This window comes from Burkholderia sp. LK4 (assembly GCF_001043615.1).
Taxonomy (GTDB): Bacteria; Pseudomonadota; Gammaproteobacteria; order Burkholderiales; family Burkholderiaceae; genus Burkholderia; species Burkholderia cepacia.
In genome coordinates, this window is the sequence record NZ_LDUL01000030.1 from 1 (window position 1) to 12,503 (window position 12,503).

A 12,503-nucleotide genomic window follows, 5' to 3' on the forward strand; every position below is an offset into this window, starting at 1 on the left:
CAACCAGCAGAAGGTCGTGCTCGCCCGCTGGCACGCGGAACCCGCGCGGCTGCTGTTGCTCGACGAACCGTTCCAGGGCATCGACGCCGGTGCGCGCGCCGATATCGTCGACATGTTGCGGCGCCATGCGCACGAACGCGCGACGCTCGTGTTCGTCAGCGATCTCGAGGAAGCGGTCGAAGTCGCCGATCGAGTCGTCCGGTTCGATCGCGCGACGCTCGATCATTCATCCTCCCACCCGTCGGACTGATCCATAACGATGCTGAAATCCGCCACACCTGCCGTTGCACCCGATGCGCCGTCCACCAGGCCGGCGCTGTCCGCGTCGGCCCGCCTGTGCGCCGGCCTCGAACGCACCGGCATCCTGCTCGTGCTCGCCGCGCTGGTGGTCGTCTTTACCGTCAACGAGCCCGCGTTCCTGAACGTGGACAACCTGTTCAGCATCCTGCAGGCGGTGTCGATCGTCGCGCTGCTCGGGATCGGTGTGACGATCACGCTCGCGGCGGGCGGCTTCGACTTGTCGGTGGGCAGCATCGCCGCATCCGCGCAGATGGCGGCGAGCTACGTGCTGGTGGTCTGGCACGGCAGCGCGCTCGCGGCGGTGGCGGCCTGCGTGGCGCTCGGTGTGGCAGCCGGGCTGTTCAACGGTGTGCTGATCACGCGCTTGCGCGTGCCGGATCAGCTTGCGACGCTCGGCACGCTGTTCCTGCTCGCGGGCCTGCAGTTGATTCCGACCGGCGGGCGTTCGCTCGCGACCGGTTCGGTGCTGCCCGACGGCACGGAAGCGAGCGGCATGTTTCCCGACGCGTTTCTCGCGCTCGGGCGCCTGCGCGTGTTCGACGTGGTGCCGTTGCCGGTTCTGATACTGGCGGCGGTGACGGTGCTGGCTTGCGTCGCGATGGAAGCGACACGCTGGGGCCGCGTGATCTATGCGATCGGCGGCAACGAGACGGCCGCGCGGCTGGCCGGTGCGCCGGCGGCGCGCTACCGGGTCGCGGCGTATGTCGTATCGGGCGCAATCGCGGCATTGGGGGGCGTGCTGATCTCTGCCCGCGTCGGGCGCGGCGACGTCAGCGCCGGGCACTCGCTGCTGCTCGACGCGGTGGCCGCCGCGCTGGTCGGGTACGCGGTGTGGGGCGCGAAACGGCCGAACGTGTTCGGCACCGTGGTCGGGGCCGTGTTCGTCGGGGTGCTGCTCAACGGCCTGACGATGCTGAATGCGCCGTATTACCTGCAGGATTTCGTGAAAGGGGCGCTGCTGGTGCTCGCGCTGGCGTTCACGTTCGGCATCGGCCGGCGCGCGGACGCCCGCGCCTGAGCGCGGCGTAGGGGCGGGGGCACGGCGTGCGGCGGCTCACGCGGCGCGCACACGCCGCCCCATGAAACTCAGCGCGAGCACCGCGAGGATCAGCGCGCCGGTGGCGACCTGCTGCCAGTAGAAGTTCCAGCCGATCAGCAACAGCCCGTTGGCGACGAGGCTGATCAGCAGCACGCCGAGCAGGGTGCCGGCGACGCCGGGGCGGCGTGTCGGCGACAGCGTCGTGCCGATGAAGGTCGCGCCGATCGCGTTCAGCAGGAAGCCGTTGCCTGCCTGCGGCACATAGGCCTTGACCGTCGACGACAGCAGCAGGCCGACCACGCCGTAGACGAGCGCGCTCGCGACGAACGTCGCCACGACGGTCGCCGCGACCGGCAGCCCCGAATGGCGGGCGACGCCCGGCTGCGCGCCGAGCGCGGCGCTGTAACGCCCGAACGCCGAATGCGCGAGCACGACATGCACGGCCGCACCGAGCACGACGACGCACCACAGCGGCACCGGCACGCCCGCGAGCGTACCGTGCGCGAGCGCGCCGAACAACGGCGGCAGCGCCACGTTCAGCAGGTAGACGGGCTGGCCGCCGCCGGTGGCGAGCTGCTGGACGGTCTGGCCGATGAACAGCGTGCCGAGCGTCGCGAGAAACGGTGCGATCCCGAGGCCGGCGACCAGCGCGCCGTTGAACGTGCCGACCAGCACCGCCGCACCGAGGCCGCCGAGCAGGGCCGGCAGCACGCCTACCTGGTGCGCGACCAGTTGCACGAACACGAGGCTCGCGACGTCGATCGCGGTGCCCAGCGACAGGTCGACCGCGCCGATCGACAGCGCGAGCGTCATCCCGAGCGCGGCGATCGCAAGCAGCGCGAAGTTGTTCACCAGCACGTCGGCGAGGTTGGCGGGCCGCGTGAACCCCGGTGCGAACACGGCGAAGAAGGCGATCACCGCGAGCAGTGCCGCCACGAGCGAGAACCGCTTCAGGCGGCCGATCCGTTCAGTCATGGGCATGGTGTTCCGTATGGCGGCGCCGAATCAGCGCGGTCGTCGCGACGACGAACAGGATCAGCGCGCCTTCGACGCCGTTGACCCAGTAGCTCGACACGTTGTCGAGCTGGAAGCCGTTGCCGACGATGCCGACGAACAGCGCGGCGAGCAGCGTGCCCGGTATCGTCGGCACGAGCCGCCGCGAGAACACGACGCCGAGCAGCGCGACCGCGACGACGGCCAGCAGGTTCTCGCCGGCGCCGGGCGAGCTGCCGCTCAGCAAGGCACTCGACGCCAGCGCGGCCAGCGCGGCGGAGACGCCGCTCAGCACGTAGCTGGCCGCGACATACGCGTTCACGCGCAGCCCGGCCGCGCGGGCGGCATCGCGATGCGCACCGGTCGCGGCGAGCCGCAGGCCGAAGCGGGTTCGGTGCAGCAGCACGCCAGACAGCAACGCGACGATCAGCAACGCGGGCGCGAGATGCGGTATGCCGAACGGGCCGCTGTCGATCAGAAAGGCGAGCACCGGGCTCGCCGCTGCGACCGACGTGTTCTGCGTCAGCACCAGTTCGAAGCCGGCGCACAGATTCATCGTCGTCAGCGTGGCCAGCAGCGGGACGATACGCAGCGCGATCACCGCGAACGCATTGAGCGCGCCGACCGCCGCGCCGGTGGCCAGCATCAGCGCAAGCGCCGCGCCGTCCGGCGCCCCGTCGCGCAGCGCGACGGCCTGAACGGCTGCGCAGAGACCCATGTTCGCCGCGACCGACAGGTCGAGACCGCCGCGGATCGGATCGGGGCCGCCGCCGATCAGTACGGCCGTCAACCCGAACCCGAGGATGCCGACCACGGCCGACTGCTGCAGCACGTTCGCGAGGTTTGCGACGGTCAGAAAGAGCGGCGAACTCGCGGCAAACACCGCACACACGACGGCGAACGCCAGTGCCGCGCCCCAGCGCAGCCAGAATTGCGCGCCGAACGTGCCCGGCAGCCGCGCGAACGCCGCTCCGGGCGGCGCGCGATCGAGGATACGGTTCATGCGGCCACCTCCTGTCGCGGCGTGTGGCCGCGTGCGCCGGTCGCCCACGCGAGCAGATCGTGGCGTGTGGCGTCGCGGGTCGCGACGTCGCGCACGATCCGGCCGCGTGCCATCACGAGCACACGATCGGTGACGTCCAGCAGCTCGAGCAGGTCGCTCGAGAACAACAGGATCGCCGCGCCGTCGCGTGCGAGGCGATCGAGCAGCCGGTAGATTTCCGCTTTGGCGCCGATATCGACGCCCACCGTCGGCTCGTCGAACAGATACACCGGCGACGTGCGATCTGCGCCACGGCTCAGCCATTTCGCGAGCGCGACTTTCTGCTGGTTGCCGCCGGACAGCTGGCGCACCGGCGCGTCCGGGCCGGGCGCCCGCACGTCGAGCGCGGCGATCAGCCGTTGCACCGCGTCGTCCTCGCGGCGCCGCGCGATCAGACCGAATCGGGTGAAGCGCGCAAGGCTCGCGAGCGTGATGTTCTCGCGCACGGACAGGCTCGGTGCGATGCCGTGCGAGCGGCGGTCTTCCGGTACGAACGCGATGCCGCGACGCACCGCGTCGCGCGGGCTCCGCAGCCGTGTCACGCGGCCGTCGAGCGTGACCGTGCCGCGCACGCCGCGTTCGAGACCGAACAGGCTGCGCACGACCTGTTTTCCGCCGGAACCGAGCAGCCCCGTGACACCGACGATTTCGCCGCGCCGGACCTCGAACGACACGTCGTCGAACCGGCCGGGCGCCGCGAGGCCGGCGACCCGCAGCGCGGACGGGCCGGGCACGCGCACCGGCGCTTGCGATCGTGCGGCGATCCCGGTGCCGATCATCGCCGCGACGAGCGCCTCGGTCGGCGTGGTCCGTGCGTCGACGTGCGCGACGTCGGTGCCGTCGCGCAGCACGGTGACGCGATCGCAGATCGCCGCGATCTCGTTCAGGTAGTGCGACACGTAGAGGATCGTCAGCCCGCGGCGCCGCAGCCGGTCGAGTGTCTGCAGCAGGCGGTCGACCTCGCTGCTGACGAGCGCGGCGGTCGGTTCGTCGAGCACGAGGATGCGCGGGTCGCGCATCAGCGCGCGCGTGATCTGCACGATCTGCCGCTCGGCGACGCTCAACTCGGCAATCAGGCGGTTCGGCGGCAGGTCGAGGCCGAAATGCGCGTGCAGCGCGTCGCTGGCATCGCGTCGCATCCGGCGTGCCGCCAGCAGCCCGAGCGGCCCCGCGCCATAGGCCGGTTCGTTGCCGAACTGCAGCGCCTCGGCGACCGTGAACGTCGCCGGCAGCAGACGCTCCTGGTGAATGAATGCAATGCCTTCCGGCGGCGCGCGATGTGCGAGCGCCTGTGTCGCACCGTCGATCGCGATCGTACCGGCATCGGCCGTGTCGATGCCGGCGAGAATCCGGATCAGCGTCGACTTGCCGGCGCCGTTCTGGCCGATCAGCCCGTGCACGGTGCCGCGCGCGACGTCGAGCGACGCGCCGCGCAGCGCCGGCACGCCGTCGAAATGTTTGACGATCCCGCGCAGCGCCAGCGCGGGCGGGCGCGTGTCGGCGCTCATTTCGGGGCGGCCTGCCCGAGCGTCTGCTGGGCCGAGCCGGCGTTGTCCTTCGTGACGAGCAGCGACGGGACGTACGTATAGGGCGGCAGCGTGCGCTCGCCGGCCAGGTAGCGCGCGACGTTGTCGACCGCGGTCTTGCCGATCAGCGCGGGTTGTTGCGCGACCACGGCCGCCGCGCTCGATTTCGGGTCTTTCACGAGCGCGACGACATCGGGGCTGCCGTCCACCGCGTAGGTCCTGATCTCGCTGCGGCGCGCGGCGTCGACGGCCTGCGTCGCGCCGACTTGCGGCACGTCCCACGCGGCCCAGATCGCGGCGATCTGCCCCTTCGGGTATTTCGCGAGCAACTGGCTGACCTGCGCGTACGCGCTCTGCACGGTGTTCGGAATCACGTCGCGCAACTCGGGCTGCAGGATCTTCACCTTCGGGTAGTACTTGAGCACCGCCTTCAACTGGTCATAGCGGATCGCGCACACCGGCACGCCGTAGAAGCCGTTGAACACGAGAATGTTGCCTTCGCCGTGGATGTCGTTGACGAGCTTCAGCGCGAGTTGTTCGCCGATGAAGAAGTTGTCCGAGGTCGTGACGTTGAGGCTCGACGGCGAGGCCGTGTCGATCGTGAACAGCGGAATGCCGGCCTGCCGGATCTTTTGCAGCCACGGTTCGAGCACGCTCGCCGTGCCGAGTTGCTCGATGATCGCATCGGGCTTCTGCGCGATCAGCGTCTGGATCTGCGCGATCTGGCGGTTGTCGTTGCGGCCGGCGTCGAGTGCGATCGGCGTCCCGCCGAGCCGCTTCACTTCGTCGATCGCACCCTGGTATGCCTTCAGGTCCCAGTAATGATCGGTGCCGATCGCCGTGATGCCGATGCGCTTGCCTTTCAGCGACGGCACGGCGGCGTTACCTGTCGCCGCATCGCCTTGCGCGCGGGCAGGGGAGAGCGCGGCGACGGCGGCGAGCGTCAGCAGGGCGGCGGCAAAGGTACGACGGGTGCGGGCGGGACGGGTCATGGCGTCGATGGGCGCTGAAAAAAGAGGAGGCTGAACTTTGCGACTCTAATGACAACGCGCCCGCACGCTAACCATCGATTCCTGCTACGCATATCACGCGCGCGCTCGAATGCTTGTTCCGGCTGCGGCGCGGTCGGCTTGAACGATTTGCCATCCGAAGGAATATCGATTGTCGAATCGCTCGGTTTGAACCGGTTCGCCGCGCTGATAGATTTTCCGGATACCGACACCAGCCAAGGAAGATCCGCATGCGATTCCCGTTTCGCCGTCCGTCCCGCCCCGTCCGGATGATCCGCGCGCTCGCGCTCCTGTCCGTTGCCGCGTTGACCGTGCCCGTATCGCATGCCGGCCCGCTCAAAGGCGCACCCGCGCCGTTCGACAAGGGCGGCGTGAAGGTCGCGCTCGTCAACTACCTGTCGACCGGCGATTTCTTCCAGGCATACGAGGCCGGCGCGCAGAAGCAGGCGAAGGCGCTCGGTATCGACCTGCGCATCTACGAGGGTCGCCAGGACGCAACCGAGCAGCGCGAGCAGATCCAGCAGGCGATCAGCGTCGGCGTGTCGGCGATCATCGTCAACCACGGGCTCCCCGAATCGCTGAAGGACGTCGTGCAGCGCGCGCTGGACAAGGGCATCAAGGTCGTCGCGTTCGATGTCGACCTCGGTAACCCGAAGGTGCCGCAGATCGAGCAGAGCGATCGCGACCTCGCGAACCTGCTGCTCGACCAGGCGGTGAAGGACAACGGCGATGCGTTCTCGGCCGGCTACGTGTATGTCGCCGGGTTCGCGCCGCTCGACCGGCGCGACGCCGCGTGGCGGGACTTCAAGCGCGTGCATCCGAAGGTGCGCGAGCAGGCGCGCTGGGGCACCGTCGACAATCCGATCGCGCAATCGGTCGCGAACCAGGCCGCGGCCGCCTATCGCGCGCATCCCGACATCCGCGTGGTGTTCGCGCCTTACGACGAATTCGCGCGCGGGGCGAAGCTCGCGGCCGACGAGGCGAAGCTGGCGTCGAAGTTGCGCATCTATAGCGCCGACATTTCGACCGCCGATATCGAGGCGATCCGCGCGCCCGGCAGCGCATGGGTCGCGACGGCCGCCACGAATCCCGCAGTCGTCGGCGCGGTGTCGGTGCGGGCCGCCGCGCTGCTCGTCGCGGGGCAGGATCCGGGCCGGCGGATCGTCGTGAAGCCGACGCTGATCACGCGCGATGATCTCGTGAAGAACGACATCCGCACGATCGCGGAGCTCGGCGCGAAGTTTCCCGCGTTCCGCGCAAGCGAAGCGGCGACGGCCTCGTGGATTCCGGCGACGGATTAACGCGCGGTCGCTTTTGCCTACGGTACGTGACCGTACGTAGCACTGGCGGGCTTCGATGCTCGGGCGCCTTTACGGGCAGACGCGGACCCGCCGTTGCTTTTGCATGGCTGATGCAGGAGATGCTGACGATCTCCGAGAACGAAGCCGGCCGCCCGGACTGCAGATACGCGGGCGAATGAACGCGATCGACGGGGAGGCCGATCACACGCGTCGTCGTGGACGATCATGCAGACGTCAACGATCTGACGGATATCCCGCATCCGATGCGAGCCGAACAGCACGGCAAGTCCAGTGTCGGCGATCAGCCTGCTAATGGCTGCGTCTATCAAAACCTGACTCGCGTGACCGACCCAATGGCTTGAACGACCGGCTAAACCCGACACGAAGCGGACGTTCGCCGAATCGGTGCCACGCTTAACGTGGTTTGCTTGTGCCAATGAACTGCATCTCACTCAACAACGCGGCGCCAATGCTTGAAGTTTGCACTTCCTTGAAGCCCACCGCCTTGATCCCAGAGCGCTCCTCAGCCTGCAGCACAATGACCGCGGTCTTCTTGCCCGTAGTGCTATCAACGTGAAACGCGTACTGCGGAATTTGGATGTTCAGTGGCATACCCACTGATCTTTCGGGGCCCCCAATCAAAAAGGCGGCGCATCCCTTGCTCACGTCTTCCACGCTTGCCGGCCGCTGGCTTACGAAGCACGTATTGGGCAACTCCGGCCAATTGACATCCTCGGCTAGCGAGGAAGCGCTGGTTAGCCCGCAGGCGAGTGCGATCAATGGGACACGCAACCCGTGCAAGGAGGGCACTGGGAAAGCGACGACAAGAGGAGCAAAAACGCGCATGGCATGGACCGGATGTTGACCTGAGCGAGAGCATAGCGCAATGAACTCAAGCCCTCGTTCATCAGCTCGTTGTGGCAAAAACATCGGATGGCTGATCCTGGCCGATCAGGGAAATAGGCACCCCCATCGTCTTCTTCCAACGAAACGAGCCGGTTCCAATCGCATCCATTGGGCTACAGTGAACCTTTCCCGCCACCGTCAACCCTGGCGCCTATCCAATACCGCCGACGAGGCCAACCCATGCAACTTCAAACCGGCAACCTGTTCACCGCCGATGGCCGGCGCGATGAGGACGAAAAAATCGACCTCCTCGTCACGGGCCAGTGTCTGAACGTCGAGCGAATCGTATCGATGGGTCACACGAGCCCGGATGGTTTTTGGTATGACGACGCACGCGCCGAATGGGTCGTGCTGCTGTCGGGGGCAGCGGTGCTCGAATTCGAGGAAGGCCCGACGCGCCATGAAATGCATCCCGGCGACTACGTGCTGATCGAGCCGCATTGCCGCCATCGCGTTGCGTGGACGCACGAAGAAACGCAAACCGTCTGGCTTGCGATCTATTACGAACGTTGAATCAGGAAATAGTGCGAGGGCGGGGCCGAATGCGATCCGGCGCGCAGCATGCCGCCGCGCGCCGAATGAGACAAAGCCTCATCAACCCGGCACGGTTGTTGAATACCGCCGGTATCGATGCCCAAATAGCAGGACGGCGCGCAAAACCGCGCGCCGGTACGCGTCGAGAATCCTATTCCTGGATCAGGAATCGATTGCGATTCTTCGCGTCCTTGATCCATGCGGGCGCGCGACCGCGGCCCGACCAGGTTGCCCCGGTCTTCGGGTCGCGATACTTTGCCTGCACGGGGGCGGCCGCTTGCTTGGCCGGACGGCCGCGACGGTTACCGAAAATGTCCTTCTCGGTAATGCCGAATTCCGCAACCTTGGTGCGGATGTCGTCGACGATCGCCTGGAATTCCGCGGCACGTGCAGCTTCGGCTTTCTCGGCCAAAGCTTCCATCTGGGCTTTCAGTTCCTTGTACGTTGCCATGTATCGCTCTTCAGGTTTGAGTACTCACATGATAGCGGTTTCAACGGAAAATTTTGAGGAAAATTCGCTGACTACGTGTTTTGTCGTCAATATGGCGATGCAGGACTGCTTCGAACACCTGAGAAGTGTGTCGTATTGACGAACACGTAGAGGATTACCCGGGCATCTTTAACGGCACCAGCATGTCAAGTTGACCGATCGCACGGGTTTTCTTCTTCAAGACAGGCAACCGGGATTTAACGACTCTTTACATTTTTATGAAGTATCGGGGAATTCACTGATGAACAGAGACGAGAAGCTGATTCAGATTGCCGCCGAATTCGGCTTCAATCCGGACGAGGAAATCAGGATTGGCGGAAAGTACACCCCCATTCTGGTCGACGGAAATTCGGCCTATATTGCCGGCCAGATTCCACGGATCGGCGAAGTGGTGCATTTCGTTGGCGTAGTGGGGGAATCCGTTTCGCTCGATGAAGGTCGCCGGGCTGCCGGCGTATCGGCACTGCGTGCGCTCTCGCTGATCAGAAAGCGCTGCGGCACGCTTGACGTAATAGCGACGGTGCCGCGCATGACCGTGTATGTGCGAAGTGCACCCGGCTTCACGATGCAAAGCGAAGTTGCCGACGGCGCATCCGATGTTTTGTATGCAGTGCTTGGCGACGCCGGTGTTCATACGCGTACGTCGGTCGGCGTGCTGCAATTGCCCAAAGGCGCATCGGTGGAAGCGGATTTCATTTTCGGGTTGAAGCAGGGCAATGCCGGTATCTGATTCCGACGGGCTGTATCGCTCAGGTAGGTCGTTTCGCGAAACATCCGAATATTCGCGCGTGACATGCGAGTCACTACCGACAAGCGCTTTCAATACCTAAAAAACACCCGCCGATGGACTTCGACAGGTTGACCGATCAAAAGGATTCGACGAAGCGTCAGGCGGCGTTCGATACCGGCGATGTGAATGCGCGCGGCGAGCCGGGCAAGTGGGCCGCGCCGTCGCGCACGCCGCGTCGAAACAATCTCGCACGCTGGCGCGTCACGCAGGCGCAAACGTTTTCGACGTGCACGGCGCACGACGGACGCCACACGCCACGCGTTCCCGTCCGCGATCGTCGTGAACACGAACCGCGGGCCGCGCTCATGCGCGCTGCAAGTCCTCGCCCCTTGCCTGCCCGGCGGCAGTGCGCCGGTTGCACGCCATTCAAGTAGCCAGCCGATCGCGAATTCATCCCCGGCCGGCCGCTGCATGCGCGCCTCCCGAAGCCCCACGATTTCAGGAAATCCCCCGCCAATATCTGCCGGCATCCCCACTTTGGGAGATGCCATTGCCCGACAGCAAGCCTACGATTGACCACAGGGCATCGGGGGCGGATGGCATCAGAACAAGCGGGCAGGCCCGCCATTCCGGGTCGAAATCAACACATGCCCACGCAGTTTATTGACACAGCTTCTGCGTACGATGGCGTTCGACGTGTGCGGTGAGTCGCTTTCATCGCAACACGATGGCGCGTTGATGACGGAAGGCCTGCTGTCGTATTTCGGGGAATTTCAATCAATATGCTGGCACGAGACTATGTGGAACGAGAGCTCTCTCACATCCAGAGAATGGTGGCTCTCCTGGACAGCGAACAGAACGCTGACGATGTGTCGATGTCGGGCGCGGGGCGCGTGCGGCATCCGAGCTACTGGCGCGGGCGAATCGAGGAACTGCTGTCGGCGCCCGATGTGCCGCGCCACATCAGAAAGCTCAGCGAAGCGGTGCTCGCGAAGATCGACGAGATGGAAATGCGCTTCGCGGCGATGAAGTAAGTGCATCGTCGGATACGGCGCCGGCACGTTTCCCGTCGCGTCGTCGACCGGATGGCCGGTCGCTTATCCGGCCGCCATCACGTCAAGCAGGGCCGCACGGAATGCGGCCATCTCCGCAGCGGTGCCGATGGACACGCGCAGATACGCGGGCGGGCCCGATTCGCGAATCAGGACGCCGTGGCGCAGCAGGCCGCTCCAGATCCGGTGCCGGTCGGCAAACTCGCCGAACATCACGAAGTTCGCATCGGAATCGGCCACCGTGAGGCCCAGGCCGCGCAGCCAGCCGACGGTCGAATCGCGCTCGGCCTTGATCGTCTCGACTTGCGACAGCATCTCGTCGCGCGCGACCAGCGCCGCGCAGGCCGCCGCCTGGGTGAAGGCGGACAGGTGGTAGGGCAAGCGAACCAGCTTCAGCGCCTGCACGACCGCGGGCGCGCACGCGCAATACCCGACGCGGCCGCCCGCGAACTTGAATGCCTTGCTCAACGTGCGGGTCACGATGAGCCGCGGATGATCCGGTAGCAGCGTCACCGCGCTGGGTACGCCGTGACGTCGGAACTCCGCATAGGCTTCGTCGACGACGACCACGCCCGGCGCGACGTCGAGGATGGCGCGAATATCGCCGACCGGCAGCGCGGTTCCGGTCGGGTTGTTCGGCGACGTCAGCAGCACCACGTCCGGCTGGTGCGCGCGGATACTGTCGAGCGCCTGATCCACGTCCAGCGCGAAATCCCCGGTGCGCGGCAACGTATGGAGGCGCGTGAAAGTCGTGCGGCAGTATTCGTCATACATGGGATACGCGGGCGTAAAGGCCAGCGCCGATCGCCCCGGGCCGCCGAATGCCTGCAGGATCTGCTGGATCACCTCATTCGAGCCGTTGGCGGCCCAGATGCCCGCTGCGTCGACCGTCACGCCGGTGTCGTGCGTCAGATACGCCGTCAGATGCGATCGCAGCCCGGCAAAGTCGCGATCGGGATAGCGGTTCGCCGCGCGCGCGGCGTCGGCCACCGCGGTCGCGATGCGCTCGACGAGCGCGGGCGACGGCGGGTAGGGATTCTCGTTGACGTTCAGGCAGACCGGCACGTCGAGCTGCGGTGCCCCGTACGCGTGCTGCAACCTGAGGTCCTCGCGCAGCGGCAGATCCGACAAGGCGACTTCTTTCCAGGTCTGTTGCATTGAAAACACTCCGTACGGTATCGATTGATCGGCGCAGCAGGTTTTTAAGGCGGCAAAAAACAAAAAAGGCGCCGCAGGCGCCTTGGTTGTCGTCTTGATCGGGCATTCACCCGATGCAATTGCTAGATGCGAAACGAACCACGGCGCAACAGGGGGCGTCCGTGGTGATGGTGCAGCGAGAGCGTGGTGTTTCGAATCGACATGCGTCGCATCATGGCATACCGCGGTCCGGAAGAAAAGCGCGCCACCCCGTGTGCGCCGGATTCGATTGAGCCGCGACACCGGCAAAACGCCCATTACGTCTGACGATAAACGGTAACAAACGTCGTATTTCGACCAAATGCGAACGAGTGATTCAAACGCTGGCGCCGATTGACTAAGATGCGCAGAAGACGTTCGACAAAAACGCACGGCGCGGGGTG

The 12,503-nt window shown here is 65.9% G+C and carries 14 protein-coding genes and 1 pseudogene; 7 read left to right on the top strand and 8 right to left on the bottom strand.

Going from position 1 to position 12,503, the window contains the following annotated elements; all coding sequences use genetic code 11:
* Both VK92_RS42490 and VK92_RS15915 read left to right on the top strand, forming a co-directional pair.
* Nucleotides 1–250, top strand: a pseudogene (locus VK92_RS42490) (hypothetical protein); the annotation flags it as partial.
* Between the two features lie 9 nt (nucleotides 251–259).
* A complete protein-coding gene (locus VK92_RS15915) occupies nucleotides 260–1,318 on the top strand; it encodes an ABC transporter permease (protein WP_122982892.1) in 1,059 nt (352 codons plus the stop codon).
* A gap of 36 nt (nucleotides 1,319–1,354) precedes the next feature.
* Here the strand turns inward: VK92_RS15915 and VK92_RS15920 are convergent, their stop codons facing one another.
* Genes VK92_RS15920 through VK92_RS15935 form a run of 4 tightly spaced genes read right to left on the bottom strand, consistent with a single transcriptional unit; the run spans nucleotide 1,355 to nucleotide 5,892 of the window.
* Nucleotides 1,355–2,314, bottom strand: coding sequence for an ABC transporter permease (locus VK92_RS15920; protein WP_048027582.1), 960 nt, complete (start codon nucleotides 2,312–2,314; stop codon nucleotides 1,355–1,357).
* Nucleotides 2,307–3,335: an ABC transporter permease gene (locus VK92_RS15925; RefSeq protein WP_048027770.1), complete on the bottom strand. Its 1,029-nt coding sequence runs from the start codon at nucleotides 3,333–3,335 to the stop codon at nucleotides 2,307–2,309. Before VK92_RS15925 ends, VK92_RS15920 begins: the two co-directional genes overlap by 8 nt.
* On the bottom strand, nucleotides 3,332–4,882 hold the full coding sequence (locus tag VK92_RS15930) for a sugar ABC transporter ATP-binding protein (protein WP_048027579.1): 1,551 nt from the start codon (nucleotides 4,880–4,882) through the stop codon (nucleotides 3,332–3,334). The genes VK92_RS15925 and VK92_RS15930 overlap by 4 nt, the downstream gene beginning before the upstream one ends.
* Complete coding sequence (locus tag VK92_RS15935; RefSeq protein ID WP_048027577.1) at nucleotides 4,879–5,892, bottom strand: sugar ABC transporter substrate-binding protein; 1,014 nt, start codon at nucleotides 5,890–5,892, stop codon at nucleotides 4,879–4,881. The genes VK92_RS15930 and VK92_RS15935 overlap by 4 nt, the downstream gene beginning before the upstream one ends.
* Nucleotides 5,893–6,140: 248 nt before the next feature.
* Here VK92_RS15935 and VK92_RS15940 point away from each other — a divergent pair, with 248 nt between their 5' ends.
* Both VK92_RS15940 and VK92_RS41830 read left to right on the top strand, forming a co-directional pair.
* Nucleotides 6,141–7,211, top strand: a complete 1,071-nt coding sequence (locus VK92_RS15940; protein WP_048027575.1) for a substrate-binding domain-containing protein — start codon at nucleotides 6,141–6,143, stop codon at nucleotides 7,209–7,211.
* A gap of 215 nt (nucleotides 7,212–7,426) precedes the next feature.
* Nucleotides 7,427–7,573 (top strand): hypothetical protein, encoded by a 147-nt coding sequence (locus VK92_RS41830; protein ID WP_156190768.1) that lies wholly within the window; start codon nucleotides 7,427–7,429, stop codon nucleotides 7,571–7,573.
* Nucleotides 7,574–7,625: 52 nt separating this feature from the next.
* On the opposite strand, the gene VK92_RS15945 is transcribed toward VK92_RS41830, so the two are convergent.
* Nucleotides 7,626–8,141 carry a hypothetical protein gene (locus VK92_RS15945; protein WP_230944195.1) on the bottom strand — a complete coding sequence of 172 codons (516 nt, stop codon included), beginning with the start codon at nucleotides 8,139–8,141 and terminating at the stop codon, nucleotides 7,626–7,628.
* 156 nt (nucleotides 8,142–8,297) lie between these two features.
* Here VK92_RS15945 and VK92_RS15950 point away from each other — a divergent pair, with 156 nt between their 5' ends.
* Nucleotides 8,298–8,630, top strand: coding sequence for a cupin domain-containing protein (locus tag VK92_RS15950; RefSeq protein ID WP_048027573.1), 333 nt, complete (start codon nucleotides 8,298–8,300; stop codon nucleotides 8,628–8,630).
* A gap of 172 nt (nucleotides 8,631–8,802) precedes the next feature.
* Here VK92_RS15950 and VK92_RS15955 read toward each other — a convergent pair whose 3' ends face one another.
* Nucleotides 8,803–9,102, bottom strand: coding sequence for an H-NS histone family protein (locus VK92_RS15955; protein ID WP_021160271.1), 300 nt, complete (start codon nucleotides 9,100–9,102; stop codon nucleotides 8,803–8,805).
* Between the two features lie 280 nt (nucleotides 9,103–9,382).
* Between VK92_RS15955 and VK92_RS15960 the strand changes: the two genes are divergently transcribed.
* A complete protein-coding gene (locus VK92_RS15960) occupies nucleotides 9,383–9,871 on the top strand; it encodes a RidA family protein (RefSeq protein WP_021160272.1) in 489 nt (162 codons plus the stop codon).
* 89 nt (nucleotides 9,872–9,960) lie between these two features.
* Here VK92_RS15960 and VK92_RS41835 read toward each other — a convergent pair whose 3' ends face one another.
* Nucleotides 9,961–10,422: a hypothetical protein gene (locus tag VK92_RS41835; protein ID WP_131723229.1), complete on the bottom strand. Its 462-nt coding sequence runs from the start codon at nucleotides 10,420–10,422 to the stop codon at nucleotides 9,961–9,963.
* A 231-nt stretch (nucleotides 10,423–10,653) separates the two neighbouring features.
* Here VK92_RS41835 and VK92_RS15970 point away from each other — a divergent pair, with 231 nt between their 5' ends.
* Nucleotides 10,654–10,905 (top strand): hypothetical protein, encoded by a 252-nt coding sequence (locus VK92_RS15970; RefSeq protein WP_042975551.1) that lies wholly within the window; start codon nucleotides 10,654–10,656, stop codon nucleotides 10,903–10,905.
* A 63-nt stretch (nucleotides 10,906–10,968) separates the two neighbouring features.
* On the opposite strand, the gene VK92_RS15975 is transcribed toward VK92_RS15970, so the two are convergent.
* Entirely contained in the window at nucleotides 10,969–12,378 is a 1,410-nt protein-coding gene (locus tag VK92_RS15975) for a histidinol-phosphate transaminase (protein WP_231616454.1), read from the bottom strand.
* Nucleotides 12,379–12,503 lie beyond the last annotated feature (125 nt).